At 60.5% G+C, this 24,602-nt stretch carries 29 protein-coding genes and 3 pseudogenes; 7 read left to right on the top strand and 25 right to left on the bottom strand.

Annotation, left to right across the window (positions count from 1 at the left end; translation table 11 throughout):
- The 12 genes and pseudogenes from NO876_RS16545 to NO876_RS16490 form a co-directional block, all read right to left on the bottom strand.
- A pseudogene (locus NO876_RS16545) lies at positions 1-1,158 on the bottom strand (hypothetical protein); the annotation flags it as partial.
- A gap of 193 nt (positions 1,159-1,351) precedes the next feature.
- Positions 1,352-2,506 carry an ATP-binding protein gene (locus NO876_RS16540; protein WP_256422771.1) on the bottom strand — a complete coding sequence of 385 codons (1,155 nt, stop codon included), beginning with the start codon at positions 2,504-2,506 and terminating at the stop codon, positions 1,352-1,354.
- Positions 2,503-3,291, bottom strand: coding sequence for a hypothetical protein (locus NO876_RS16535; RefSeq protein ID WP_256422770.1), 789 nt, complete (start codon positions 3,289-3,291; stop codon positions 2,503-2,505). The genes NO876_RS16540 and NO876_RS16535 overlap by 4 nt, the downstream gene beginning before the upstream one ends.
- The gene (locus NO876_RS16530; RefSeq protein WP_256422769.1) at positions 3,278-4,951 is read right to left on the bottom strand and encodes a hypothetical protein; all 1,674 of its coding nucleotides are present in this window, start codon (positions 4,949-4,951) and stop codon (positions 3,278-3,280) included. The genes NO876_RS16535 and NO876_RS16530 overlap by 14 nt, the downstream gene beginning before the upstream one ends.
- Positions 4,952-5,290 carry a hypothetical protein gene (locus NO876_RS16525; protein ID WP_256422768.1) on the bottom strand — a complete coding sequence of 113 codons (339 nt, stop codon included), beginning with the start codon at positions 5,288-5,290 and terminating at the stop codon, positions 4,952-4,954.
- Positions 5,287-5,973 (bottom strand): hypothetical protein, encoded by a 687-nt coding sequence (locus tag NO876_RS16520; RefSeq protein ID WP_256422767.1) that lies wholly within the window; start codon positions 5,971-5,973, stop codon positions 5,287-5,289. Before NO876_RS16520 ends, NO876_RS16525 begins: the two co-directional genes overlap by 4 nt.
- Positions 5,974-6,048: 75 nt before the next feature.
- Positions 6,049-6,309, bottom strand: coding sequence for a hypothetical protein (locus NO876_RS16515; RefSeq protein WP_256422766.1), 261 nt, complete (start codon positions 6,307-6,309; stop codon positions 6,049-6,051).
- On the bottom strand, positions 6,299-6,799 hold the full coding sequence (locus NO876_RS16510) for a hypothetical protein (protein ID WP_256422765.1): 501 nt from the start codon (positions 6,797-6,799) through the stop codon (positions 6,299-6,301). Before NO876_RS16510 ends, NO876_RS16515 begins: the two co-directional genes overlap by 11 nt.
- Positions 6,792-7,166: a hypothetical protein gene (locus NO876_RS16505; protein WP_256422764.1), complete on the bottom strand. Its 375-nt coding sequence runs from the start codon at positions 7,164-7,166 to the stop codon at positions 6,792-6,794. Before NO876_RS16505 ends, NO876_RS16510 begins: the two co-directional genes overlap by 8 nt.
- 5 nt (positions 7,167-7,171) lie before the next feature.
- On the bottom strand, positions 7,172-7,543 hold the full coding sequence (locus tag NO876_RS16500) for a hypothetical protein (RefSeq protein WP_256422763.1): 372 nt from the start codon (positions 7,541-7,543) through the stop codon (positions 7,172-7,174).
- Complete coding sequence (locus NO876_RS16495) at positions 7,544-9,298, bottom strand: hypothetical protein (protein WP_256422762.1); 1,755 nt, start codon at positions 9,296-9,298, stop codon at positions 7,544-7,546.
- Between the two features lie 99 nt (positions 9,299-9,397).
- Positions 9,398-9,802 carry a hypothetical protein gene (locus NO876_RS16490; protein ID WP_256422761.1) on the bottom strand — a complete coding sequence of 135 codons (405 nt, stop codon included), beginning with the start codon at positions 9,800-9,802 and terminating at the stop codon, positions 9,398-9,400.
- A 277-nt stretch (positions 9,803-10,079) separates the two neighbouring features.
- On the opposite strand from NO876_RS16490, the gene NO876_RS16485 reads away from it, so the two are divergent.
- Positions 10,080-10,286, top strand: a complete 207-nt coding sequence (locus tag NO876_RS16485) for a hypothetical protein (protein WP_256422760.1) — start codon at positions 10,080-10,082, stop codon at positions 10,284-10,286.
- On the opposite strand, the gene NO876_RS16480 is transcribed toward NO876_RS16485, so the two are convergent.
- The 3 genes from NO876_RS16480 to NO876_RS16470 all read right to left on the bottom strand — a co-directional run bounded on the left by NO876_RS16480 (position 10,287) and on the right by NO876_RS16470 (position 12,975).
- A complete protein-coding gene (locus NO876_RS16480; RefSeq protein ID WP_256422759.1) occupies positions 10,287-10,892 on the bottom strand; it encodes a site-specific integrase in 606 nt (201 codons plus the stop codon).
- A 188-nt stretch (positions 10,893-11,080) separates the two neighbouring features.
- Positions 11,081-12,007: a homing endonuclease associated repeat-containing protein gene (locus NO876_RS16475; protein WP_256422758.1), complete on the bottom strand. Its 927-nt coding sequence runs from the start codon at positions 12,005-12,007 to the stop codon at positions 11,081-11,083.
- 170 nt (positions 12,008-12,177) lie between these two features.
- On the bottom strand, positions 12,178-12,975 hold the full coding sequence (locus NO876_RS16470) for a hypothetical protein (protein ID WP_256422757.1): 798 nt from the start codon (positions 12,973-12,975) through the stop codon (positions 12,178-12,180).
- A 650-nt stretch (positions 12,976-13,625) separates the two neighbouring features.
- Between NO876_RS16470 and NO876_RS16465 the strand changes: the two genes are divergently transcribed.
- A complete protein-coding gene (locus NO876_RS16465) occupies positions 13,626-13,901 on the top strand; it encodes a hypothetical protein (RefSeq protein WP_256422756.1) in 276 nt (91 codons plus the stop codon).
- A 3-nt stretch (positions 13,902-13,904) separates the two neighbouring features.
- Here NO876_RS16465 and NO876_RS16460 read toward each other — a convergent pair whose 3' ends face one another.
- Positions 13,905-14,285, bottom strand: a complete 381-nt coding sequence (locus NO876_RS16460) for a PIN domain-containing protein (protein WP_256422755.1) — start codon at positions 14,283-14,285, stop codon at positions 13,905-13,907.
- A complete protein-coding gene (locus tag NO876_RS16455) occupies positions 14,275-14,514 on the bottom strand; it encodes an antitoxin VapB family protein (protein ID WP_256422754.1) in 240 nt (79 codons plus the stop codon). The genes NO876_RS16460 and NO876_RS16455 overlap by 11 nt, the downstream gene beginning before the upstream one ends.
- Before the next feature lie 133 nt (positions 14,515-14,647).
- On the opposite strand from NO876_RS16455, the gene NO876_RS16450 reads away from it, so the two are divergent.
- Positions 14,648-15,652, top strand: coding sequence for a Cdc6/Cdc18 family protein (locus NO876_RS16450; protein ID WP_256422753.1), 1,005 nt, complete (start codon positions 14,648-14,650; stop codon positions 15,650-15,652).
- Between the two features lie 56 nt (positions 15,653-15,708).
- Here NO876_RS16450 and NO876_RS16445 read toward each other — a convergent pair whose 3' ends face one another.
- A complete protein-coding gene (locus NO876_RS16445; RefSeq protein ID WP_256422776.1) occupies positions 15,709-16,164 on the bottom strand; it encodes an OsmC family protein in 456 nt (151 codons plus the stop codon).
- 351 nt (positions 16,165-16,515) lie between these two features.
- Here NO876_RS16445 and NO876_RS16440 point away from each other — a divergent pair, with 351 nt between their 5' ends.
- The 3 genes and pseudogenes from NO876_RS16440 to NO876_RS18090 all read left to right on the top strand — a co-directional run.
- Positions 16,516-17,061, top strand: a complete 546-nt coding sequence (locus NO876_RS16440) for a BGTF surface domain-containing protein (RefSeq protein WP_256422752.1) — start codon at positions 16,516-16,518, stop codon at positions 17,059-17,061.
- Positions 17,062-17,783: 722 nt separating this feature from the next.
- A complete protein-coding gene (locus NO876_RS16435) occupies positions 17,784-18,062 on the top strand; it encodes a hypothetical protein (RefSeq protein ID WP_256422751.1) in 279 nt (92 codons plus the stop codon).
- A pseudogene (locus NO876_RS18090) lies at positions 18,062-18,214 on the top strand (DNA adenine methylase); the annotation flags it as partial. The gene NO876_RS16435 and the pseudogene NO876_RS18090, both read left to right, overlap by 1 nt.
- 180 nt (positions 18,215-18,394) lie before the next feature.
- On the opposite strand, the gene NO876_RS16425 reads toward NO876_RS18090, so the two are convergent.
- Entirely contained in the window at positions 18,395-18,850 is a 456-nt protein-coding gene (locus NO876_RS16425) for a toxin-antitoxin system TumE family protein (protein ID WP_256422749.1), read from the bottom strand.
- On the bottom strand, positions 18,851-19,465 hold the full coding sequence (locus tag NO876_RS16420) for a winged helix-turn-helix domain-containing protein (RefSeq protein ID WP_256422748.1): 615 nt from the start codon (positions 19,463-19,465) through the stop codon (positions 18,851-18,853). It abuts the gene before it with no gap.
- A gap of 140 nt (positions 19,466-19,605) precedes the next feature.
- Between NO876_RS16420 and NO876_RS16415 the strand changes: the two genes are divergently transcribed.
- Positions 19,606-19,965, top strand: a complete 360-nt coding sequence (locus NO876_RS16415) for a hypothetical protein (protein ID WP_256422747.1) — start codon at positions 19,606-19,608, stop codon at positions 19,963-19,965.
- Positions 19,966-19,970: 5 nt separating this feature from the next.
- On the opposite strand, the pseudogene NO876_RS16410 reads toward NO876_RS16415, so the two are convergent.
- The 5 genes and pseudogenes from NO876_RS16410 to NO876_RS16390 form a co-directional block, all read right to left on the bottom strand.
- Positions 19,971-20,705: pseudogene (locus tag NO876_RS16410) on the bottom strand (DUF429 domain-containing protein).
- Positions 20,706-20,742: 37 nt separating this feature from the next.
- Positions 20,743-21,651 carry an HNH endonuclease gene (locus NO876_RS16405; protein ID WP_256422746.1) on the bottom strand — a complete coding sequence of 303 codons (909 nt, stop codon included), beginning with the start codon at positions 21,649-21,651 and terminating at the stop codon, positions 20,743-20,745.
- Entirely contained in the window at positions 21,644-22,597 is a 954-nt protein-coding gene (locus NO876_RS16400) for a hypothetical protein (protein WP_256422745.1), read from the bottom strand. Before NO876_RS16400 ends, NO876_RS16405 begins: the two co-directional genes overlap by 8 nt.
- Before the next feature lie 95 nt (positions 22,598-22,692).
- Positions 22,693-23,502, bottom strand: a complete 810-nt coding sequence (locus NO876_RS16395) for a hypothetical protein (RefSeq protein ID WP_256422744.1) — start codon at positions 23,500-23,502, stop codon at positions 22,693-22,695.
- A gap of 98 nt (positions 23,503-23,600) precedes the next feature.
- Positions 23,601-24,593 carry a DNA-methyltransferase gene (locus NO876_RS16390; protein WP_256422743.1) on the bottom strand — a complete coding sequence of 331 codons (993 nt, stop codon included), beginning with the start codon at positions 24,591-24,593 and terminating at the stop codon, positions 23,601-23,603.
- Positions 24,594-24,602: the final 9 nt, after the last annotated feature.

Below are 24,602 nucleotides of genomic sequence, written 5' to 3'. Positions count from 1 at the left end.
AACACCTTCGCTAAGATAGTAACTCGATCCTCGAAATTCGACTTCTTCGACAGTCTCCACATCTCCGGTGTCCATCGTATAACTCCGGGTCTCGCCTTTCGATGCGCTCGACTGAAATGCGGGACCGTCGCCGTATGGGATATCATACTGAACGGTATTGCGAAACCCTGAAGCAGAGACCTCAGAACCGATAGGATCCGCATTTCCGTGGACCGTGATGCTTCGGGAGTCTCCGTCGCTGGCGCTCCCACTCACAGTCTGCTGTGTGCCCTCGTTTGTTTGCCCTGTCAGCGTGACTGTCGCACCATCGGCGACGGGATCCGTCGAGAGGCTCCCCTCAACCGAGATTGAGTCGGAGTGACCATCGCCGACATTGCTAAAGGTTTGAGAGTCCGTTCGAGTCCCAAACCCGTTACCTTCAATCGTGAGCGTCGTTTCCGGCGGGTCCTCGGTCCCTGATATATCGGCGTTAATCGTTCCCGACGTGAGCGTCGAGGAGATCGTATTCGTCTCGGTGTTCGTGACTCCCGTCAGATCTACCGTCGGATCCGACGCCGAATCGAGATCAGACAACTCATACTCGAACGTCGATCCGTCCGTCGCCGGCGTCGCGTTGATCGAGACGCCGCCAGAGAACTCGACGGTGTTGCTACTGAACTTTGGCACCTCGAAGATCGCAAAGCCGTCCTCGTAGCGGATCTCCGAGGTCCACTCGTCGCCCGACTCGTGGAGCCCGTACGCAGTCTTGGGCCTCGTCCCGATCGTCTCATCCAGCGTCGTCGCGTCGATCGCGACCTCGCGGCCCGCGTGGTTCCGCTCGTCCGAGAGCGTCAACCGCACCTCTCCGTCTTCGGTCGCACCGACCTCGACCGCGAGATCGCCCGCGTGCTTGTCTGCGTGGATCGACCACGCGGCCGCATCCGTCGGGATGTTCTCCAGCGCCTTCTCGGGCGGTCCTTGCTGACTCTGGACTGCTGGTCCGTTCCCTTGCGCGTGATCCGGCGGCCCGACGTTCTCGCTCGGAACGCCGGCCATCCCGGGCGGGCCTGCCTGCTCGGGTTGTGCGCTCGCCAGCATACTCGCGGGGATGGCGAGCGCGACCACGCTCGTGAGCATAATGCACGCCAGCACGATCGCGCAGAGACGCGTTCCGCGCATCACGCGCTCACCTCGCGCTCGACCGCGCTGTCGATCGCCCGCTCAGTGCGCGCCCGCGGGGGGACCCCACCGCGCTTATCCGAAACACGCGCGCGTGAGGACTGCCGATTCCGACCGGATCGCCGCGACCCGGTCCGAGTCGAATTTCGCTTCCTGCTGTCGTTTTTTCTCGAATCCGAGGGAGTAGTCCCGATCATCGGCCTTCCTCCAGTCTGATTTTTAATTTGTAATCGCTCGCGCTCGGCATGTCCTTCCAGCCGAATTTCTCGAAGCGCGTCTCCGTGTACATCAGCGCCTGCCCGACCGGCATTCGAGAGGTCATATCGCTGTGCATCGGGATACTCTCGAAACCGACGATGTCGCCCGCTTTCGTCGGATTCGCCGTTCCCGGCATCTGGATCCGCCAGCGGAGTTTGTGCCGAATCATCTGGTGGACGTCCTTCTCCGAGTGCGCGAACGCGAACACCGAGACACCGAACTTCCGGAGGTCCACCCACGTGTCTTTGAGCAGCTCGACCTTCTGGTAGGAGCCGAACGCGTCCTTCTTCGCCGACTGCGGACAGAGATCGCCGATCTCGTCACAGATCCAGGTCGTCCAGTGGTGCGGCCCGTGCTCGACGCGGGACAGCGCCCACGCGAACCACCAGTGTCCCGCCGGGTCGCCCGCGGCGAACAGTTCGTCGCGGCTCGCCGGGGTTTCGACCGTCCGCTCGGGCGAGTCCTCGTAGACCGCCTGACAACCGCGCATCCGCGGATCGGGGTAGACCACGTGGAACATTCCCGGCTTCAGGAGCTCCTGATTCAGGTGAACGGGGTCGCGGTAGCGAACGACCTCGCGGACGATCTCCTCGAGCTCGTCGACGTCGAGTTCCACCGGCGGCTGCGTCGGATCCTTTCCTTCGAGCCGTGCAGTCACGTCGACGCCCTCGGGGAGGCACAGCCGCGTCCACGGAGAGAGCGGGAGCCACTCCGATCGGCTCGCCGACCCGCGCCAGACGACCTTCTCGTCGTTCAACTCCAGCTGTCGAACGGCGAGGTAGTTCGCCAGCGTCGACTTCCCTTTCCCGGGCTTCCCGCGGGCGAGGAAGTCCGTCCCACCGTTGGACTCGTTCGGCGGCGCGTCCCAGGAGTGTTCGAAGCAGTCCGGCATCACGCTCGCGTACTCGAAGCGATCACGGTCCCACCGCGGGATGCCGAACGCCTCGCGCATCGACCGCGCGTCCGTGTGCCGGCGGCTGTCGCGGGTTGCCTGCTGGGTGTTCCTAATCGGTTCTCGGAACTCGTCGAGTACCGAGTCCTTCGCGTCGCTGCTGCTGTCGTCTCTGTATTGGCTTTCTATCGTACTCACGCTAACTGCACCTCCGTTTCCTCGCGGTCGGCGTCGGGGTGCTCCCCGGCGCGGCCGGCGAGATCGCGGATGCCTCGGTTGTAGAACGGTACCACGTACTTCGCCGCGAACAACTCGCGGGCTCGGGCGTCGGCCCGATCGCGACCGACGAGCGTCCGCCACGTCGGGTTTTCCTGATAACAGCGCGTGACGAATCCCTCGGGGATCTCCCCGTGCGTGGCGAGTTCGAGATCGTGCCCCCAGTCGAGAATCGTCTCCCGATCCGCGAAGCCCTCTAGGAGGCGCGTCATCGTCCGCTCCTGGTTCTCCGCGAGTTCGTCGATCGCCGGTCGCATCGCGACGTACCGCTGTCTCGACGCCGCGTGCTGACCGTCCGAGGAGTCGTCGATGTACTCCGTCGCGTCGGCTCGAAGTTCTCGAAACGCCCGGTGCGCTGCGGGGCGGATCCTCTTCGCGGAGAGCTGTCTTCGGAACTCCGCCGCGGCGTCGTCGTCGACGTCGCGCTTCCGGACCGACGGCTTCAGCAGTGCCGCCATCAGGAGGCGTTCCTTCCCGCTGCTCGGCGTTCCCTGGAACTGCGTCGCCATCGAGTGGAACCAGTCCTGAGGAAGCTCTCCGAGCGTGTGCACGGCGAGAGATTGTGTCCACTCCAGGACGTCGCGCCGGGAGTCGAACCCGCGGAACAGCTCGCGCTCGTGCCGACGGAGGTCGTCGGTCAGTTTCACGAGCGCCGGCCGGAACGACTCCAGCGGCGAGTCGGCCGTCGAGTCGTCAGTCGCCGCCATCGAGCACCTCCTCGTCGACGCCGAACATCCCGTCGATCAGCGTCTTATCCCTCGAATCGACGGCTTCCATAATGTCGCGCTGCGTCGTGATCTCCGACTGAATCCGCTTCTCGCGCTCCCGCTCGATCGTCTGCGCGTCGTCTGTCTCCTCGGCCAGCGAGATCGCCGTCGCTCGCGCCGAACGGTAGTGAGCCGGAGCGGCCCACACGCGGGCATAGCCTTCGACCGGCCGCACGGCGATCCAGGCGACGCCGGCGACGAGCGTCAGGAAGCCCGCCACCGTCCCCGCGATCGACATCGCGAACGCGACGGCCGCCAGCATCGCGAACGCCCGGACTCCGAACGAGAGCCACTCGTCCGCGGACTCCGGAGCCGGGACGTTGATCTCGAAGTGCTCCGGCTCGAAGTCGACGACGTCCGGCGAGAGCGGGTGCACGTACACCTTCTCGTCGACGTGGCCCTCTTTGACCGGCACCCGACACGTCAGCGGGTCCTGGACGGTGTCGGTCTCCCCGCGCTCGTCAGCGTTCTCGTGCTCCGGATCAACCGTCCGGAGCACCGCAGCACCGCCGCCGATGAGTCGGGCGAGGAACGGGATCAGTCCCGGCGTCGCCACCGAGAGCGGTTGGTCCTCGCGAGAGATCACCGTCAGCGTCTGTTCGCGTTCGGACAGCTCGTCGACGGCGCGATCGCCGGCGGGACTCGACGTCGGAGTGAGGTCCGACTTCTCGAAGCGGATCCGCCGAACGCCGTGATCGAACGTCTCCAGCATCAGCACGAACAGGTACGCGATCACGAAGATCGCGAGCGCGTACGGGTGCTCGACGAGGAGGTTCGCGAGGTCGCCCCAGAACGAGACGACGATGATGAACGCGAGGATGGCGAACGCGGCGCTCCAGAGGCCGAAGCCCCACTGCGGACCGACGCCCGTCCGGCGGACGATCGCCTTCGATCCGGCCAGTGAGAGCACGCCGCCGATCCCGATCGGGAGGATCAGCACGAGCGACGCCCACCGGAGCGCGCCGCCCCAGGTGCTGAACGGTAGTCCCTCGGTCGTCGCGATCGACTCGTGAGTGAACGTCCAGCGGAGTTCCTCGGAGCCTTCGACCCACATCGTCACCTCTCGCGGGTCGTCCGACTGCCGGAGCGGGATCTCCTGCATCACCCACCCGCGCTGGAGCGTGACGTTGTGCTCCTCCGTCGAGACGTTCTTCGCGTACTGTTCGGTCCGGGTCGTGTTCTCGCCGACGCGCACTTCGCGCTCTCCGATCTCGTAGTAGGCGACGTGGACGGTGGTCTCCTCGACGTCGTTGAGGTTGATCGTCCGGAGCCACACGGAGTTTCGGTCGACGGTCTCACCCGGCGACAGGTACCGCCACGAGTCGTCTTGCGGATCGCCGGGGTTGCTCGACATCGCGTCGGCCGGCCAGTGGATCACCCACATCATCCGCTCGCCGTCGAGACGTACGGAGTCCGGCGAGTTGCCGTGACGCGTCCCGTCCGACCGGAGGTCCTCCAGCGTCAGTTCGTCGGCCGACACTGCGTCCGAATCGGAGTCGTCGCCCGCGTGATCGTCCGCGACCGCGAGACCGGCCGCTCCCACGCTGACGGCGACGAGCGCGAACACGGCCGCGAGAGCGAGTACCTGTCGCGTACGCATTCAGGAATCAGCCTCCCAGCGCGCCGTTTCCTTCCGGCAGTGCCGACACTCCTGATCCTCACGGAGTCGACAGTCGAGTTGCTGGAGCGCCGCGAACGCGACGTACGCCATCATCACCGTGGAGAGGATGACGAGTCCCGTCCCCGCGAGATCGCCCGCGACGAAGGTTTCCATCGCGACCACGAGCCCGAACGCCGCCCCCGCGAACGCGACGAGCGACGTGAACGCCACGCCGCGGTGCTTCTGCGTCAGTGCGTCACGCAGTCGGAGATCGCCCTCTTTGTCGCTCCAGGCGTCTTCGATCCACTCGGGTTCGGAGTCGAGATCGATCGTGCTCACGACCGCTCACCTCCGATCAGTGCTTCCCGGAAGTTCGCCGACGCCGCCGACAGCGCGATCACGAGAGTCGCGCCCGCGACGCCGACGAACTGGACGGGCGACATCGACGTGAGCCACTCGGGGAGAAGCGGACCGATCAGCGGGATCGAGCCGCCGAGGCCGACGAACCCGAAGATCGTCGTGAAGATCCCGAAGCCGAAGCCCGGTTCCGAGGCGAACAGCCCGAGGCCGAACCCGAGGAATTCTGCGCCGATCGACGCGATCGCGATCAGCACCATCACGATCGAGATGAACGCGCCCATCACCGTCCCGACAGTCCGCTCGACGGGGACGAACGCCGCTTCCCGAACGGAACTGACGAACGCTCTCGGGTTGTCGGTCTGGCCGGCCGTCCGATCGGCGATGTACCCACCGAACGCGACGATCGCGAGGACGATCCAGACGGCACCCTGGCCCGTCACGTAGGAGATGAACGAGGTGACGTCCGCCGCCGTGTAGTGGTTGTAGATCAGGTACAGCACGCCGGCGATGAGGAGACCCCAGCTCGCCGAGCCGATCTGTGCGGCCCGATCGCTGTCTGCGTTGCGGAAGGTGACAACCCCCGCGACCGACGCGAGGATCAGCAGCCACCCAAGCCACCCAACGCCCATATACAACTGCATCGGCGTCGATAGCGGCGTCACTGGCCCGCACCTCCCGATCTCCGCTGTTTCCGGCGCGCTCCGTACGCGCCCGCATTATGCGTCCGTCTGTGTCTGTTAGTTGTCGTCATCGTTTCTGAACCGCTGAGTTCGTTCGATGAGCAGGTTCGTGACGTACAGCGCCGCGATGAACACGATCAACGGCTGAAGGGCGTCCTGGTCGAGCCATCCCACGTGGGGAACGATCGATCCGAACGCCACCGAGAGCGGGACGAACACCACGTCCGCGAGGAGTAGCAGCCCATCGCCGGCGTTCAGTAGCACGTCGAACAGGATCGTCGCGCCGCCGCCACCGAACACTGTCTCTTTACTGATCATTCGATTCACCTCCGGAGCTATCGCTCGTCGAGCCGTCTCCGCGTCGGAGCCACTGGAATGAGAACAACGACACGAGCGCCCGGATCGGCGCGGTGAGCGCCCCTGCTGGGAGATACGTGTCGATGAGTGACCACAGCAGTCCGAACAGGACGACGAAGACGACCATCGCGACCGCGAAGCCGATCACCAACGCGAACGGCGCGGCGACTCCCAGCCCGACGAGCGACTCCGCGACCGATGCCTGAATCCCCTCGAAGGAATCCAGAACGGCCGCTCCTGGGATCATCAGCGCCTCGACGATCGGACCGAGGAAGCCCTGCTGGAACGTGCGAACGCCGATGTCGCCGATCTGGTCGATCCAGGCGGCGTAGAGCGCCCCCGCGCTCAGGACGAGCCCGACGATCCACTCGCGGATGATGCCCAGGATGTACCCGCGCGGATCCGAGAGGAACTTCGTCGGAATCCGACTCAAACGGTCTGATTCAGCCACTGCCGATCGCCTCCCGTGCTGCGAGAATGATCGCCGCGACCAGCGCGAACCAGCCCGCGACGATAGCCAGTGCGACCGCGAACGAGAGCACGCCCCACTCGCCTGAGAGCGACGTGGCTACCTCGCTCCACGCCGTTCCGACGCCCCACGCTTCCGCGTCGAAAGCGGCTCCCGAGAACGTCTCGATGCCGCCGCCGAGAAGGCCGTAGATCGTACTCGCGAACTCGAAGGGGAGCTGGACGAACCGGGAGATCACCGACGCGATCGCGAAGATCGCACCGAGGAAGACCGTCCCTCCGAGCTTCCCTATCTGAATCCCGTCGTCGTCATCGACGAACTCTCCGGCGTCGGGATCTCCATCGGCCACAGCAGTCACCTCCACGGGATGATGGTATCGAGGATCGGGATCGAGTCTCCCCAGATCCGATCGACGATCACCAGTCCGATTGCAATCGATGCGAAGACGACCGGAATCGCCGCGATTCCGAACTGTTGCGATGATAAGCCGGTCGCCTCCGCGGCGAGTCGGATCGCGATCGTCGGCTCCGTGAAGAACGCGCCGATGAGTTCCCGGACGTCTCCGACGACCGAGAAGATGTCCGTGAAGTTCTCGAACGCGGAACTCACGAGCATCGCGAGGCCGCTTCCCAGCGCGAGGATCGGCGCGAGGATCGCCTTCGAGATCCCGTCGTCGATGTCCTGACCGTCGGCGCGGTCGAGGTAGCTGTCGCCGGAGCTCGACATCTACGACCCCCCGCGGATCATCCGGAAGAGGCCGATGCCGCCGATCGCGCTCAGTAGCGCCCCGAACGGCGACATAATCGTATCCCAGATGCCGCCGCCCTCACGACCGGTCGGCCCGATCGGACCGGAGGATTCGATCGTGCCGCGCTCGCCGTCCTCCAGGAGGACGTCGAAGTGGACTCCGATCACGTTGCTCGCGGAGACGGCTGAGGAGACCTCGACCTCGTCGCCCTTCGCCGCGTCCGCGTACGTCGAGCGCCGCGACGTCCAGTCGAGATCCTCGACGTCCTCCAGGGTCGGCACCTCGTCGAGGCCGGTCGCGAACTCCGCCGACAGATAGCGGTCACCGCTGTGGAATCGCACCTCGTCCAGCAGCGCGTCGAGCGACCACGAGAGTTCGTATGCGCTCGCGAGATCGAAGCCGTAGACGGTTTCGAGCCGGTCGGTGTACCCGCCGTAGTCGCTCGCCTCCGAGAACTCGCTGGCCGTGTTCTCGTCGGGAAGCTCGGCGGCTTCCACGCGGACGTCAGAGGTGACGCTCCGGAGCGTCGCGCCGTCGATCGGGACGTCGACCTCGTCGACGCCGACGATCGAGAACTCGCCGGTCGGCTCTCGAAGCGTCTGCGTGTCGAGTTCGTCGTCGGTGTTCGTGTACTCGTTCGTGCCGAAGGACCACTGCGTCTCCCGATCGAGGTTCAGCCCGTGGAGTTCGACGTCGAGGTCGGCCTCGGCGATGGAGATCTCGATCTCCTCGATGTTCGAGAACGTGCCGTCGCCGTCTGCGGTCGTGCTGATCTCGCCGAGTTGCGCCTGGAAGACTTGTCCGGGTCCAGTCGCCGTCGCGATCGTCGCGTCGGCCTCCGCGTCGGCGTCGGAGTCGATCGTGAACTCCTTTTTGTCGCCGTCCTCGTCGATCACGGAGACGGTCGCGACGGTCCCGGCCGGGAGGCTGTTCACGTTCGCGACGAGCTGGAGGTACTTCCGCTGCTCGCCGTCGCCGATCGAGAAGTCCGAGAACGTCGCGGTCGCGACGTCTCCCGCCCCCTGGCCGCTGACGACCACCGAGAGCGCGTCGTCTGCGTCGGTGACGTCGATCGATCCCGCGGAACCGCTTGCGTCGGTGCTCCAGTGCGTCGCGTCGAGCGCCGAAACCGCGGTTTCCTCGTCGCCGTCGCCGCTCTCGTCGTACATCTCGCCGCGCGGGAACGAGCGGTAGTCCTCGGCGTCGATCCGGTCGGCGCGGAGCATCACCGGGTTGTGTGGGGTACTCTCGTCCTCGCGCTCGGCGAACGACGCGCCCGCGTCTTCGAGCGATCGGAGGGAGCCGTCGTCGGCGATGTAGTCGAGGACGCCCATCGAGTCGATGTCGTTGTCGTCCTCGCGGGTCTTGCCGCCGAGGTAGACCGTCTCGACGGTGACCGTGCCGCTGAGGTAGGGGTTCTGAACGAGATCGCTCCCGATGTTGAGGTTCGCCGCGGCGGCGGAGCCGGTGCCGGCGACGGCGACTGCGGCCGTCGCGCCGACGCCCTTCATAAACGTCCGGCGGGACATCGGCCCGGATTCGAGCGGGTTGTTCGTGGTCTGTGCGTCGCTGTCGGTTCGTGCTTCCGTCATAGGTGTCTGAGAACGTCCGTTTCCGGCGGACACGCCGTGTTTCCGTGCCAGTTCGGGGTCTGCGGGCCACGTCTCGCGGAGTCGGTCGGCGTAGTCGGCGAACGCGTCGCCGACGACGAGCCCGGAGGGACTCCAGCTCACGCGTCGTGTCCCTCCTCGTGGGCTCGGACTTCGCGCTGCTGTCGGTCGCGCTCGGTGCGTTCGACGCGTCGGCGGATCAGCTGCGTCTCGTCGAGGAGATCAGTCATCGCTCTCCTCCCGATAGAACAGGAAGTACACCGCAAGGGTCGCCGCCGCGAACGTGACGAGTCCCGCGAAGGTCTCCGAGGTGGCGACGATGTAGCCCGAGGCCGCGTACGCGAGGGCGATGATGCCGAGAGCCGTACTCCGCTGCTCGCCCTGGAGACCGAGGCCGTACTGCCGCATCGAGACCCGATCGCGGACCATCCCACCGTCGGCCGCGACATCGTCGGCTCGTTCGTCGACGAGATCGACGTCGGTCTCGTAGACGACTGCCGTCTCTTCGGGAACGCCGACGAGCGGCGGGTCGTGATCGAGGTCGACCGAGATGTTCTGATCGAGCGAGTCGAGTTCGACGGCGGTGACGCTGCCGTTCTCGCGAACGGCGATCTCGCTATCGGTCACCTCGATCGCCCTCCGGGACCCGCGCTACGTCGTTCGTGTGCTGTGCGTCTGGTTCGGCCCTCCTCGTTGTTAGAAAAGGAGGGTTCGGGGTCTGATCCCCGCGTTCTCCAGTCATACTTTGGAGTCGACCGTCCCCCGGAGCGACCGGGCGCGCGGCCGATACGCTACAATCCAGTTTTCGAAGCCTATACCCCGGGAATTTTGGGAGCAGAGGGAGTCAATCCCAGATGTTCCACGGGTTAGGGGGTTTTTGTGGAAGGTTTCCCAACGAGGAAGTATGTCGCAAACCTCGAAAGGCGGAGAACTCCAGGACGACGTCGCGAAGATCGTCTCGGTTCAGGACAAGAACGGCTCGGCACAGATCACGATCCCCGTCGAGGCGGTCGACGGACTCGGAATCGAGAAGGGCGACGGCGTCCTCGTCAAAGGCGAAGCCGGCGACACGTCCCTGGAGGTCAAACCCACCGCCGGACTGTTCGACTGATCACGCGAGTTCTGCTTCTTCGAAGGCTTCGTTGACGACGTCCGGCGTCGGCGCGTTCAGATACGGCTCGATCGCCTGGAACGAGTCCCACCCGCCGACCTGCATCACGACGCGCGGGTTCACCTGCTCGTCGACGAGGAGCCGCTGGGCGAAGCGCCGGCGAAGATCGTGGCTACTCACGTGCCGGAAGTCGTCGTCGCCGGTCTGTTCGGCGGCGCGTTCGGCCGTGCGCTTGACGATCGCCCGGATCCCGCGCTCGGAGAGATCGACGAACGGCTCGTCGCGGCCGACGTCCTCGGCGGTCTGGAAGCGGTGGATGTCGCCCTCGACGTCCTTCGGGAGGTAGGCGTCGCGAGGCTTCCCACCGTTCCCGGTCGTGTCCTTCCCCTCCGGCACCCGGAGTCGATAGTGATCGCCGTCGTCGGTGCGTTTCACGTGCTTCGGGCAGATCTGCGGGATCTCGAAGGCCCGGAGGCCGACGTAGCCACCGAGTTGAATCACGAGGTCGTCCCGGTGCGTTGCTGCGGCGCGGCGGAGATCTTCGAGTTCGTCGTCGGTCATCCACACGTGGTACTGATCCGGCTTCGAAGTGGCCTCTAATCGCATACCGACTTGTTAGAAGAAGTCTACACTTAATCCCGGCAACGTGGTTGGTGATCGGCGCGGATACCCCGGTGATTCCGGGGATTCACTTCCGACTTATCTATGAAATCGGAAAAGTGATACTCCGGAGTTACTGACTCAGTGGTCACTCCACCACCGTTGAGATGAAAGAATCTCACCGCGTATTCAGTTTATTCGGCGAATAGATCCAGCCCAGACTGTACTGTGATGCTTCCCCATTCGAGTTTGTGGTGACAGCTTGTACAGAGTGTGATCAGGTTCTGTAACCGGTTCGCTTCCTCGTAGTCGTCGAATGATTCGTAGGGGGTGATGTGATGCACCTGTAGCTGCTCCTCACCTCCACAGTTCCGACATTCGTGATCGTCTCGATCGCGTGCCTTCTCCCGTTGTTGCTGCCAGTTCGGTCCCCGGTAGTAGTCGTCGTTATCCTTCCAGCGTGGATGACCCTCGCCCGAGTACTCCTCGGTCCGCCACGCTATCATACAGTCTTGAGAGCAAAAGCGCGTATTACTCTCTTTGTACTGTGGGGCAGAGTATGTCTCGCCACACCACTCGCAGTTCGACTCAATATTCTCTTTGTAATTATGATTCTTTTCTCCGCTATAGGCTTCCTTTCGCCACTCAATATCACACTCTTGGCTGCAACATCGACGGGTCTGTTTCCGGGAATGTTTGACCTCGAATTCGTCGCCGCAAACCTCGCATTCAAGATTCACACGGCCTTTTCGAAGCCGTTCTAATCCAGCCGCATCCTGCAGCTCCCCCATACTGTCGAAATGGCCGCGAATCGCACTCCAAGTGTAGCTGTTTTCGTGTTGATTATACTCCGATTGAGTCGGCGTCTTGCCCAGCTCGTCAGCGACGCGCTGGTAGTCCTCAAGCAATTCCTTCCTTGTGATTGACCGGGGGTGGTCTTCGCCAGTCTTGGTCGGCGGGTCCGGATCTCGCTTCTCAATGTCGTGGCAGTCCAGCCAATCCAAGATAGTCACATTGGTACAGCCTAGTTTCTCGCCAATAGCAGCCGCTGAAAGTTCTTTTTCGATGTATAGTTTATATAGTGTCTCACGATCCCGCCACGGCGAGTCTGAGACTGGCATTCAATATATCAACTTTTTCGAGACGTATTGAAATTACCCCCCGTTTCAGAGTTCCCCGGAGGCGTATCTTCCACCTCGTAGAGTCATCATACCGAAACCAGAGGTAACCCAGACATATTTCGCGAATTGTTTCAGAAGCTGGATATATCTTGAGCTGCCTCAGAATAAATCTACAAGAGGAACCAATTCAGTTTCTTATAGAACTTTGTCCCGATTTTCCGCCTTGTCTTCTGCTCTTTAGGCTCAATTACCAGCCATTCCTTCTGACCCAACGAAACGTCAAAGTGAGCCGTGAGCGGCCTAGCTGATTCTGTTTCAACCTCTAGAGTCAGGATACAATTTTCCCAATTTGCTGTCCTGACTTCGGACCAGTCAAGCGTAGCAGATGTGTCGGCAATATCGTTGGGGCTTGATTTTGCTGACTCGATAAACGCGGTATTTAACCGCTCATTGATCCCCGAATGCCAATTGCTCTCAACAGTTGTACGAACGAATCGGCGTCCCGATGAACGGGCATCTAGTTTCACATTGCCATTACGATACTGTCGAACTAACTCGAATTTTTTAGACCTGTTAGCTGGAAGAGTCGCATTATAATACTGATCGTTATCATTGACCGTAAGCTCCGATCTCGTTGGTATCCAAGGGGCTCTTGTGATGCTTCGAATTACGCCATCCTCGTCAGAAACGCGGAGAGTAATTGTCCCTTGGCAGTTTTCTGCCGCTTTCGTTCCTATATTATTAACTGAAACCCGTGTTGAACGCTGCTCATTCCCATTTTCTGGGTCAATGAGTGGCGTTTGGGATACTTTTTCTATAGTGAGATGAGGTGAATGGAGCCAACTCCACAGAACATATGCAGAAAATGCACCGAGACCAGAAACAATGATTCCGACGAAAGTCGGGGCCGTATTTTCTATTAACCACGAGCCGAGTAAGAACAGGGCTTCCAAGATATATTCTATCATCGAATATCGGCTTACTACCGAGGAACCGACATAAGCCTTCTTTCGCTTTGTGTTTCAGTTGCCGGTCACACGTCGACGAGAACCGATCCGGCGAATTGCACAAGCGGATCGACTCCGCTTGTGCGAAAGTCAGCGGGAAGTGTGTGCCTCTGACACGCGGCGTCAGCCAATTGTCACGTAGGTTTATAAAAAGGTTGCTCTGTTGAAATCCTTGGAGACTGATAGGTATCGGTTGCTGAATACAGAGCGGTAGTCAGCACCATAGCGAGAACGGCTACTGATCTTTGCGGCTGATGCGGACCCGGTACGTGCCTCGCTGGCGGAGCAGACGCTGGACGTACCGCTCAACCCGGCCAGGTACCGCCTGAAGACGGGGCATACCGGGAAGGTAGAATTTTGATTCAGTGCCTCTTGCTTGATCGCCCGCGTGGTTTCTCTGTGCCATATACATCAATGAAGGGCGGGTAACTGCATGGATGTGTGGCTTAATCCTATAATCCGTTTATACTCACGCAGATATGCGCTCTGTATTCAGCATATCCTCTCCAACCTATCAGCAGTTGAGGATTTTCAACAGAGCCAAAAAGGTCTATCGAGATCGGGGTTCGGTCAGTCGAGATCGACACTGATTCGAGGGGGTTGTGCAAGAAATGCGGATCGAGAGCACTGACGAACGACAGCGCCTCTGGGAGAACCTCCTCGAAGAGACCGACGAGAACGCGAAGTCGAAGGCGCTCGACGACGCCGCCCGGTACTACTGTCGAATGCGCGGCGACGTCGCCGGCTACGGAAACGGGAAGATCGAGGAGTTGCTCCGCGCCGCCGACGACCGTGGGTCGCTCACGGCCTCGGAGATCGCGGAGATCCTCGACGCCCGGGAACTTCGAGTGCAGTATAACACAGCGATCGACCTCGGCGAGGACTGAACCTCAGTAGGTCTCGACGTCGATGCCTAACGTCTCGAAATCCTCGACGTTTCGCGTTAATACAGGCTCTCCCTCACGCTCGGCCGCAGCCGCGATCGATGCGTCTCCTTTCCCTACCGTGTTCCCGGACTCCCCGAGTAAACGTCCAGCACGTCGCGAGAGATCGACATCCATCGGAATGAACGGCAGTCCTTCGATAATCCTCCGGATTTGACGCTCCTCCTCTTCGTCAGCGACTCCCGTTCCGATCCCGATGTAGAGCTCTGTCACCGTCATCGCGGGGAGTTTCATCGCGACGCCGTTGTCCTCCAGTTCTTCGGCTTTCAGTGTCGCACCTTCGTCGCCGGCAAGGAGATCGAGAACGAACGCCGTATCAAGAATCACGGAACCGCTCCTTCAGTTCCCGAACTTCCTCAGCGTCCCGCTCGTCCGCTTCGTCGACCGCGTCTCGCATCGTATCAACGTCTTCAGAGTCGAGGAGCCCGGCGAGGTCGGTGATCGACGGCCGCTGCGTGAGGCGGTCGACCGCCTCCGAGAACGTTTCGTCCTCGCGCTTGTTCGCCTCGATGTAGGCGTAGGTGTCTTCGTCGAGGCGTACCGATCTCGTTCCCATACGTGTAGGAACAACCGTGTGCGGCTTGAATCTGATGCCGTTGGAAATAGATTGAATTAGCGATTTCCCCGATTAGTCTACTTTCACTCCGGACGGCTCGCCTACAAGTCGGTCAATCCAGTAGCAGGAGGTGATGATCCGTGATGCCCGTGCCCTCCGCGACGAGTTCGTGCCTCAAGAGCTTCAGCATCGAAACAACGAGATCGATCTCATCTCTTCTTGTCTTCGGCCGATTGAGGAGGATCTGAACGGCGAACACACGCTGATCACTGGGCCATCGGGGGCCGGGAAGACGACGCTCGCAAAGTACGTCTGTCAGCAACTGGAACGTCAGACCCTCGACGTCCGGATCGGCTACGTAAACTGCCTCTCGGCGAACACCTCCACGGGCGTCTTGCATACGCTGCTGCGCGACGCTCGGATCGGCCGGGATTTCAGCCGCGAATCGACGCCGCGAAGCCGGTATTTCGACCGGATTCGCGACTCCGAGTACCAGCTCGTGTTCATTCTCGACGAGGTCGACGTCCTCGACGACTACGGGTCGCTGCTGTCGCTGTACGATCAGCCGAACGTGACGCTCGTGATGGTCTGTATCGACGAGGACGCATTCCTCTCGGACGTTGATATGCGCGTTCAATCGCGCGTTCGCGCGGCGACGTCGGTCCGCCTAGAGAAGTACCACGACGAGGAGGTCGTCGACATCGTCACGGGACGAGCGGAGGCCGGCCTCGCCGCGGGCGTCCTCGACGAGGGGACCTGCGGAACGATCGCCGATCTCGCCGCCGGCGACGCCCGAATGGGGATCGCGCTGCTCCGCCGCGCCGCAGAGCGAGCGGAGGAAGAGGGACTCGATCACCTGAGCCCGGGACTTATCGAGGCGGTCAGCGACTCGGCGACGACGGAGGTCCACGACCGGAACGTGGAGTTGCTTTCGACGCACCAGCGACTCCTCTACGAGATCATCTCCGAGGCCGGCGAGATCGGGTCGAGTGAACTGCATCGCGAGTACGAGGAACAGTCGTCGTCGCCGAAATCGCGTTCGACACGACGACGGTATTTGGACTCGCTGGAGCGCTACGGGTTGATCGAGCAGCGTGGTTCGACGCGGGATTCCAGGTACGAGGTGACGAAACCGTAACTCATCGCTTATGATCTCACAGCCGAATCAGCCGTGAGAACCTGCGTGCCCACCGATCAATTAATCGGTTCGATAGCCACGTTTGTCGGCGTCGGGTTTCCGATATTGTCGCCGACCGGACAGCGCTCCTCAACCGCTACGCCCAACGCATCGAGGGCTTCCTCGTCGGCATCGGACTCGACTTCGATTTTCGCCTCTAACTCTTGATAACCCGCTCGGATGTCTTCGGCGGCGCCAAGGAATTTGCGCGGGTCGAGGTCACCTTGGATCTCGATCTCGACGCTATCAACATCGATCCCACGCTCTTCAGCGACAGTGTGTACCACGACGTTCAGACAGCCAGCCCACGCGCCGATGAGGTATTCAACGGGATTCGGGCCATCGTTCGACCCACCCAGTGCCGCGGGCTCATCAACGATGAACTCGAAGTCCCGTGCCTGGACTGCTGTCTTTGTCTCGCTCTCACTTTCAGCTGAAACCGCGAATCGTTCAATCTGGTCTGCCACGTTAATCAATTCTTTCGACGGACCACTGTACTATCAAGCGACCGTTAGTGGACGAATTCGCCGGTCTCGGTGACGCTCGTGCGTCCCGTTTCTTCCAGCAATACAGACTCTCGACCGCTCTCACTGTGGATTTGGTCGGTGGGCGCATAGTTCATTTCGGCAAGTATCGCCATTGTTCGTGACTCCGGTAGCTAAGTCACCTATACTGAGCGACTCGATTTGGTTGATTTCGACTAACCGTTACTGAATAAACCGTAGAATTGCTGTTTCAGACCGATCAGTTCATTAGATTGGAATTAAGCAGCTCTTTTAGCCTTCTGAAGGTTCTTTTTGGTGAAGACGAGATCCCGAAGTGGGATGACAATTGGTCCCTCTCCACCGTCAGCACGCTCTGACGGCACGGATTCCCGCATCGGTTCGCAGGTGTTATCGCTTCGCTCGTTCGTCACACTCGGCCTAGCGGCCCTCCTCCTGCTATCCGCAGTGGGGATTCCCGCAGCCGCCCAGTCCGGTGACGATGCATTCGGACTGACAACAGAGAGCGTCACATCGACAGAGAGCCAGACTATCCGCGGGACATCGACTCTAGACGCGGGTACGGAGCTCCAAATCCGTGTTCAGTCGTCTGGTGAGACGGCACCGGAGTTCCTACAGAGCGACTCGGCCACAGTCGGTCCCAACGGCGAATGGAACGCCACATTCGACTTCACCGCGATTGAGACGCACGACACAGTGAAGGTCAGCGTAGTCGCTAGTGAGGACCAGTCAGCTGCGTTCGAGACCCCGGTCCGGAACGATCAGGCGACACCGACTAATTCCAGCGCATCGACCCCCGGATTCGGCGTTGTTGTTGCCGTGACTGCACTCGTCGGGGGAGCCTTCCTGCTCCAAACCCGTCGCTGATCAGCGGTTTCCGTTTTTTGCAGGACTGAGCATTCTCAGAAGATACCAAAGACCGAGTGACGATGCTACGTACCGATTTGATACGTGAATCACCTGTGTTGAGCGATTCGGTTCACCTTATTTTCGCTCTCCCGAAAAGTGAATCACCTTCGCAGTAGACGTGCGTCTCGACCAGAATATTTGTGAGCTTCTGTTGAAATCCGATTCTTCAGATACGGACTGAACTGAAAGAGGGGCGCTGAATCTCCTGCTATCCTACCAATATTTACGTTCGCAGTAGATGTCCGAAAGTATGTCTAGACATCGGGGGTTGTCACTAAAGGCGCGAGTACCTTTAGCCATCTGGGCCCTTGGAGTCATCGTCGTTATCTTGGGTACATACGAGGTTCTACAAATATCAGAAGTAGAAGTGACTGTATTTTCAATTGCTTTCATTATAGGGTCGTTCTATGGTGTATTTTTGCCGCTCTGGCGACGACTACCGGAGGACTGGAGGCGAAGTTGAAGGTTCACTAATTTAGGTATACTCAATCTGATATGTCCTATACCGTTGGGCCATTTGTTTTAGGGGCACAAGAAGAGTCATCGTGGTAAAGTCATACTCTGTACTGACCGATTCTTGAGTCGAGTGTAGGACTCCTTCTATGACTCCTCTCTACGAATTCGCAGTATTCGTTCACGGCCCCACTGCGCCTATTTTTTGACGCGGTGTTTCTCCAGGTATGGTGCAAGGGAAAATACGAACACCATCAGAGAACGTGTCGCACCGAATTCGACTCGGCGAGCGAGATGTTCTCCTCGAGTTGAGTCCCGATCGGGACTACGCAGGGCGAGTCGACATCGTCGACGAAGACCGGCGCTGGACGTACGGAGTAACGGCCGACGGATCAGTTCGACTCCTGGATGCCTTCGACGACGGGACGGCGATCGAGGAGCCTGATGATCCCGAATACGTAGACGACGTGTTTCTAACGCTCGATCTCCCCGGAGGGAGGCGCTGATGCCTGACGCCGTGTTTCCGTTTCCCGGGGGAAAGAGTCGGCTTTCCTCGTGGATTCTCGACCACGTTCCCGAGCACACGTGTTTCGTCGAAGTCTTCGGCGGAGCCGCGGGCGTGCTCGTGAACAAGGATCCGTCGACGAGCGACGTCGAGGGATGCTGGCTCTGTTCGTATGCGGAACTCCCCGACGGGATGAACGAGTTCTACGTCTCCGGTCGCGACGAGCAATTCCTCATCAACAACGGAAAATCCGGATCCACGACGCAGACTCGGGAACACCTGGTGACGAACTTCCAGCACGAGTCGGCCTAAACCGGAGGGGTCACTTCTCCGCTATGGAGGGTTTTCAGCTTCGTTCAGGTGCTCTACCGAATCCGTCTCGTAGGCTCGACGCCAGAGGCTATGCACCGCTCGTGCGACGACTGTCGGTTCGGTGGCGACGATGCAGGACGGCTCGGGATCGCTCGAACGAGCCTCCGGCGGTGCGTGGAAGTGCTTGTCCGGCGCGTTCGGCTTCGGGTGGTAGTCGAACCGGAAGTTCACTCCCTGTTCGTCCGTGTAGTGGAAGCTGTAGTAGCCCCGCTGGAACCACCGGACGTCGAGGCGACACCAATCGGCCTCTCCGATCCCGTCGACGAAGTGTATCTCCAGAGTCGTGGGATCCAATCGGCTGTCGAAGCCGGCCTCCTCGACGAGGCCGTCGACGCTGCGGAACACCTCCCGGATCTGTTCCAGTGCGACGTCGTCTAACGGTCCGACGTTTCCCTCGATGTCGGTTCCGGGAGCCATCTACGCGGTCGACTGGGTCGAATCGCCGCCCAGCGCGCCCCGCTCTTCGACGATCGAGCCCGTATCGGACGTCCGGGCGGCCGCCGAGCGGCTGTCGTCCGGGTCGAAGTCGTAGAGGGACAGCGCCGCCTGCGCGATATCGAGGCTCTGCTCGACCTGTTGCCAGCGGGCGACGTCCTCCCAGCCGTCGTCGCCCGGTTCGAGATCGAGCGTGAGCTCGTCGACGTCGACGACGTCGTAGCGCTCGCGGAACTCCTGCAGTTCCGCTTTGAGGTCCCGAATCGCGTCCCGGATCTCGGCCTTCGTGTGTTCCCGGTGGATGTCGGAGATCCGGCGCATCGCCAGCATCTGCGGGGCCCGCATATACCTCGTTCCGGCATCCGAGGTGAACGTCTTCACCCGGCCAGTCTCGGCGAGGGCGGAGAGGTGTTTGCGCGCGGTCGGTTCGCTCACCCGGGCCCGCTCGGCGATCTGGCTCGCGGTCTGGGGCTCCGTGGTGACGTCGATTATCTGGCGCACGCGCTCGAACGTCGTCGTGTCGGCCTTCCAGTCCTCGGCGGCGGCCTCGTTGACGTCTCCCTGCCACCGATCTTCGGGGGCTCCGGTGTCGGTCATATAAACCGAGAGTCGTCCCAGGGACAAAATGTTTTCCTCGAACAAAGCAATTTTGCGCCATACGAGCCAACGGCGAACGCCGCTCCACTTTCGTTCACGGCCCCCACAGCAGTTTATCGACATCCCCTGTAGTCGGATCTATGTCTCGTAGCAACCACCTCCGCTCGTTCGAACCGAGAGCGCAATTCGTCCTCGACCTCACGGCGTACGGCTTCGATCCCGGCGAGGCGACGCCCCGACGGGTCGCTGTCGATCTCGTCCGGGACAGTCGCGGCTTCGCTCTGGACGTCGGGACCGAAGCCGACGGCTTCCGCGTCGCGCTGCGTCTCGATTCGGAAAGCGGGCGACTGGAACCGACGCGCATCTATCGGGGAACCGTACTGATCGCGAGCAGCGAGGCGGAGGCACTACCCGGGATCGATCAGTTGGACGAGTGGCTTCGGTTCGTGATCGAGCACGCCACGGAGGGTGTGGACGTTCGGACAGTGGTGTCAGGATAAGCCTATTAATCAGCCGTTGCTGGCCGGTAGACCATCTCCATCGGTAGACCTTCCTCATCCTCTTCGGGCTCTCCCGGGAGCGTTTCGAGACCCTCCTCGTCGCCGCGGGCGGTCAGTGCAACTGCGAACGCGTCGACGATATCGTCGTTCGATGGCGAGCCACCGAGGTCTCCGGTGCCGACTTCCCAGAGGTGATCGTACACGTATCTCTCGACTTTCCGGAGAACGGCGACTCGCTCCCAGAACGCTTGCGCCCGATCGTTAGTCTTCGAGTATTCCATCTCTTCACCGGCGAACGCCCAGAAGCAGACCTCGGGATGTGCTTCTCGTATCGTGTCGCGGGCAGCTTTAGTATCCAGAAGGAACTGATCGACTTTGCGGATCTTCGGGGTGATCCCCCACGTCTGTCGGTTCAGACTCCCCTCCGTTAGCTCCTCTTGCTTCTCCTTGGCCTCCTCGTAGGATTCCTGGCGGGCTGCCTTCCGCACCGGGGTCGGAAAGACGCTCCTGTATCGATCGGGTTTGAGCACCTCACGTGCGGCTGCATCGCACTCCCGTGGGTCACTGGAGTTCTAGCGAAGCCCGATCGGGATGTCGACGAGGATTCGTTCGGCGTCGGAGTGATCGTCCCAAAGGTCCGAGATGTTCTCGTAGAACGATGCTCCTACGAAATCTGCATCCGAGTACACAACGGCGATCCAACCATCCGGACAGCCGTCGACGCCGACGTAGGTGTTCATAGGCTGTCGTTATTCGGCGCGGAGACTTAGTTCTCGTTTACTCAAATCCGTGAAGTCGCCTGTGAGCCTGAAGATAGATGGAGTGAGGTTCTAGGTCATCTGTAGACGGAGTCAGTAACGTCTCTTCTGAAAGAATTGCAATTTCTTCCGGGACTACCTGTTCCGCGTCTTCTCTCACGATGATGCCGAGATCGTCGTCGACGCTGAACCATCCGCGGTCGAACGCCCAGTGGTGGAGCTTACACAACGCGATTCCGTTTCGTAGGTCGTCCGGACCGTCCTCAGATTTCGGGTAGATGTGCGCCGCCTCGACTTCCGGGTTTCCTTCAGGAGAGAAACGCCGCGCTCCGCACGCTGCACATCGGTAGTCGTATCGCTGCTTCACCTTCCGCGCGAAGACTGACGACCGCACCTTCGACTCCGCCGTCGTGTACTCCGTCGAGTTTTCAGTGAGCGACGGCGGCTCCCGTGTGGTCTCTTCGACCTCGCTCGCAGTTCGCTGGTAGCCTTCCCAGCTGCTGATTCCGAGTCGCTTGATTTGGAATCGGTAGACCATCCGCGCTCCGTCGCTCACGTACTCGTAGTCCTGGACTTCGACGAGTCCTCGATACTCGTAGTCGTCGATGCCTTCCGTGCTCGTAAAGAGGTAGATCGGGAGCGGATCCTCGATCGCGTCGATGAGGGCCTTGTTTGCGGCGGTCTCCTTCTGATCGCCTTTCTCGCGAACCCCCTCTCCGAGATACGTGAACTCGTCGCCCTGGCCGAATTCGTCGTCGTAAATCTCGCCCTCGTTCGCGAGGAGGATGAGATACCGACCAGCGTCCGGGGACCGGAGGGTGATTCCCTTGAACTGATATCCGAAGTTCGTCTCGAATACGTCCTCTACCCCGGATTGGGTGAGCGACTCTCCGATCTCGAGGGGTCGTGCTAGTGCGAAATCAGTCATCTTCGTACTCACTCTCGATGCTTTCGACGACGACCTCGATCTCGGCGACTTCCGACTCTAGGCGTTCGATCGTCTCCTCGTTGACATCGCCGTCTTCGATCTCGTCGCCGAGGATGTGCGCCGCGTGGGCCAGTTCGACGACCTGCCGGTCCAGCGTCGTGTGGAGGTCCTCGAGCTCCCGGAGCTCCGAGAGATCCGGCGGGGCTCCCGTCAGCCACCGGCTCTCCAGCGTGTCGATGAGGATCTCGAGGAACCGGTGGTAGTGGACGATGTCGTCCTCCTGGGGTGCGGGCGGATCAGTGACGAGCGTCGTCTCCTCGCCGTCGTCGAGGTTCGTGTGGTCGACGACGACGCAGCCGACGCCGTCGACGTTCGGACTCACATCGCCCTCGGCGCGGTCGATGTCGCGGAACATCTCAACGGTCTCCTCGACGAGGCTCTCGATGCGGTCGTGTTCGGTGATGTCGCCCTCGTCACGCAGGGGGGATTTGAATCGCTCCGCCGTGTTGATCAACAGCAGTCCGCCGGTCACCGCGCCTGGGTAGTGGCGATGCATAATGTCGGCGAAGCTGTTGATGTCCCGCTGGCGGTTCCTCCGGGCCTTCCCGTGCTCGGTCATCACGGACTTCGCGTCGATCGCGAGCCAGATCTCCTCGGGCGTTCCCTCGGCGATCGTCCGGTCGTCGCCGATCGTGACCTGGACGTCGTCTGTGGGCGGCCCCACGACGAGATCGGTGTTCCACTTCGACGGGCCCTCGCCGACGGTGAAATCTTCCTGGTAGACGATTTCGCCGGACTCGGCGGCTTCTCTGAACTTATCGCTCTCTTCGAGGAGGTCGTCGAGAAGATAGAGGCACGAGGCGCTTCCGTGGGCGGGGGATCGCGGGTGGTACTGATTGTCGTTCAGCCACTCGACGATCCGCTCATCACCATATTGGTGAGACACACAGTCAGGATTATCTATAGGTCTCTAAAAGCCACCGATGAGTTAGCTGTGGACTGTTCTTCTGGAATAGATAGAGAAAACGAATTTAATGCGGTCTATGACTCCACTCCACCCTCATTACGCTGAAGTGCACTACGTAATGATTTCCCATTAATTGAACATTCACCGAACTGATTCCTTGTTATGAGTACTTCCTCTGGATGATTCGTATCCTCTTTCGATTTGTTTGTCGCATTCCTAGTCGACTCAGGATAAGTGAACGAATCGATATCGTAGGTCAGATTATTTTGCTTGTTCCTCACAGTAACCCGGTAATCCGTTGGACTAGCCTTTTTTTGCACGTACTCTGTTTCCTGTATTTCAACCGCTGAAGTGTTATTGAAGAATATCTTCCCTTCCTTATATTCTAGATTATCTCGTGTAGCTTGTTGAAATGGGTTCGCTGCTGGAATGGATGCCCGATAAAGCCTAAGTTGAGACGTTTTATCTAGGGACTTGCATAGTTGGATGGCATTTTGGCGATCTACGGCTGAAATCTCTGTTTGGTTACTGGTGGTATTTTGAAGAATCGGCTGTGGTTGAAATGGAATTGTATATGATTGCCCTGATGCAATATAGTCAATCCGTTGATGTTCTTGATAGTCTATATTCATAGCTTGAATAGTGATTGTGACACCCTTAGCGGGTTGATTTCCAGTATTTATTAGAACTGTTTGGTACTGTTCATCAATAGTTTGGTGATCAGTTACCTGAATGTTTGACGAAGTAAATGGGCTAGAAGGAGCCCCAAGCAGAACCGCACTTACAATCAGAGATGCTAGTATTCCCACTAAGAGACCTTCTGTAGATCTCCAAGCAACTTTTGATAAAGATACATCCATCTCTTTCCATCGGTCTCGCAGCATCGTTATGAGTAAGTGACAGCTAGATTTTAATAGATGTTGTTAGGACGCTTTTTGCACGCGAATACAGATATTCACGGGCCGCTTTCTAAATCAGTTTGCTACCGCGTGACTTCGACCGTCAGATTCTGGTAGTTCGTCAGCGTGCCGCGCTCGCTCTTGATCCGTTCCTCGGCCAGCTCGAGGTACTCCTCTTCGAGCTCCACGTTGATCGAGTTCCGGCCGAGTCGTGAAGCCCCGACCGCGGTCGAGCCGGTGCCGGCGAAGGGATCGAGCACGGTATCGCCCGCGAAGGAGAACATCCGGATCAGTCGCTCGGCGAGATCGGCGGGGTAGGGTGCGGGGTGATCGGTCTGCGGCGCGCCCTGGATGTCGTCCCAGAGCTGTCGGAAGCACTTCTGGTGTTGATCGGCCTCGATCGTGCTGAGAATCCGCTTCTCGATCGAGGGCGAGCGGTAGCCGCCGGGCTTTCTGAACAGCAGGATGTATTCGATGTCGTTCTTGATGACCGCGCCGGGCTCGTAGGGCTTCCCGAGGAAGCGCGCGTTCCCGCCCGCTTCGAGGCTCGCGTTCCCGATCTTGTACCAGATGATCGGCGCGAGGTTGTCGAAGCCGATGTCGACCGCGTGCTCCTGGATCGTCGCGTGCAGCGGGATCACGCGATGCCGCCCGTGCTCGCTGCGGGATCGGAGGACGTCTCCGACGACGACGCACATCCGGCCGCCGGGGACGAGCTTGTCGAAGCAGTTCTTCCAGACCTGGTCGACCTGCTCGTTGAAGTGCGTGTAGTCGTCGATGTCGCCGAGTTGGTCCTCGCCGCCGGTGCCGTTCTCGTAGTCCTTGAGGTTGAAGTACGGCGGCGAGGTCACGACGAGTTCGACGCTTTCGTCGTCGACCATCGAGAGATCGCGGGCGTCGCCGAGGTAGAGATCGTGATGCGAGGGTAGGGACTTGACCGCCTGATCGACCTCTCCCATCCGCTGCTTGTCGCGAGCGAGCGCCGGAACTTCTGAGCGAAGTTCGTTGGCCTCCATATCGAGCAGGTCCCGACAGCTATCGGGGACGTACTCGCGGAGGTCCACGGTATCGGTCATTACTGCGTC

It is taken from the genome of Halobellus rarus (assembly GCF_024494595.1).
In the GTDB taxonomy this organism is placed as follows: Archaea; Halobacteriota; Halobacteria; order Halobacteriales; family Haloferacaceae; genus Haloquadratum; species Haloquadratum rarum.
This window is presented reverse-complemented; position numbering and strand designations above follow the sequence as displayed.

What these genes read in the sequence shown, in the direction of transcription:
- NO876_RS16480 (WP_256422759.1), bottom strand. Translation starts at nt 10,892, where the DNA reads ATGCGATTAGAGGCCACTTCGAAGCCGGATCAGTACCACGTGTGGATG.
- NO876_RS16535 (WP_256422770.1), bottom strand. Translation starts at nt 3,291, where the DNA reads ATGGCGGCGACTGACGACTCGACGGCCGACTCGCCGCTGGAGTCGTTC.
- NO876_RS16500 (WP_256422763.1), bottom strand. Translation starts at nt 7,543, where the DNA reads ATGTCGAGCTCCGGCGACAGCTACCTCGACCGCGCCGACGGTCAGGAC.
- NO876_RS16440 (WP_256422752.1), top strand. Translation starts at nt 16,516, where the DNA reads ATGACAATTGGTCCCTCTCCACCGTCAGCACGCTCTGACGGCACGGAT.
- NO876_RS16530 (WP_256422769.1), bottom strand. Translation starts at nt 4,951, where the DNA reads ATGCGTACGCGACAGGTACTCGCTCTCGCGGCCGTGTTCGCGCTCGTC.
- NO876_RS16435 (WP_256422751.1), top strand. Translation starts at nt 17,784, where the DNA reads ATGGTGCAAGGGAAAATACGAACACCATCAGAGAACGTGTCGCACCGA.
- NO876_RS16485 (WP_256422760.1), top strand. Translation starts at nt 10,080, where the DNA reads ATGTCGCAAACCTCGAAAGGCGGAGAACTCCAGGACGACGTCGCGAAG.
- NO876_RS16390 (WP_256422743.1), bottom strand. Translation starts at nt 24,593, where the DNA reads ATGACCGATACCGTGGACCTCCGCGAGTACGTCCCCGATAGCTGTCGG.
- NO876_RS16455 (WP_256422754.1), bottom strand. Translation starts at nt 14,514, where the DNA reads ATGGGAACGAGATCGGTACGCCTCGACGAAGACACCTACGCCTACATC.
- NO876_RS16515 (WP_256422766.1), bottom strand. Translation starts at nt 6,309, where the DNA reads ATGATCAGTAAAGAGACAGTGTTCGGTGGCGGCGGCGCGACGATCCTG.
- NO876_RS16405 (WP_256422746.1), bottom strand. Translation starts at nt 21,651, where the DNA reads ATGACTGATTTCGCACTAGCACGACCCCTCGAGATCGGAGAGTCGCTC.
- NO876_RS16395 (WP_256422744.1), bottom strand. Translation starts at nt 23,502, where the DNA reads ATGCTGCGAGACCGATGGAAAGAGATGGATGTATCTTTATCAAAAGTT.
- NO876_RS16420 (WP_256422748.1), bottom strand. Translation starts at nt 19,465, where the DNA reads ATGACCGACACCGGAGCCCCCGAAGATCGGTGGCAGGGAGACGTCAAC.
- NO876_RS16465 (WP_256422756.1), top strand. Translation starts at nt 13,626, where the DNA reads ATGCGGATCGAGAGCACTGACGAACGACAGCGCCTCTGGGAGAACCTC.
- NO876_RS16470 (WP_256422757.1), bottom strand. Translation starts at nt 12,975, where the DNA reads ATGATAGAATATATCTTGGAAGCCCTGTTCTTACTCGGCTCGTGGTTA.
- NO876_RS16475 (WP_256422758.1), bottom strand. Translation starts at nt 12,007, where the DNA reads ATGCCAGTCTCAGACTCGCCGTGGCGGGATCGTGAGACACTATATAAA.
- NO876_RS16450 (WP_256422753.1), top strand. Translation starts at nt 14,648, where the DNA reads ATGATCCGTGATGCCCGTGCCCTCCGCGACGAGTTCGTGCCTCAAGAG.
- NO876_RS16415 (WP_256422747.1), top strand. Translation starts at nt 19,606, where the DNA reads ATGTCTCGTAGCAACCACCTCCGCTCGTTCGAACCGAGAGCGCAATTC.
- NO876_RS16425 (WP_256422749.1), bottom strand. Translation starts at nt 18,850, where the DNA reads ATGGCTCCCGGAACCGACATCGAGGGAAACGTCGGACCGTTAGACGAC.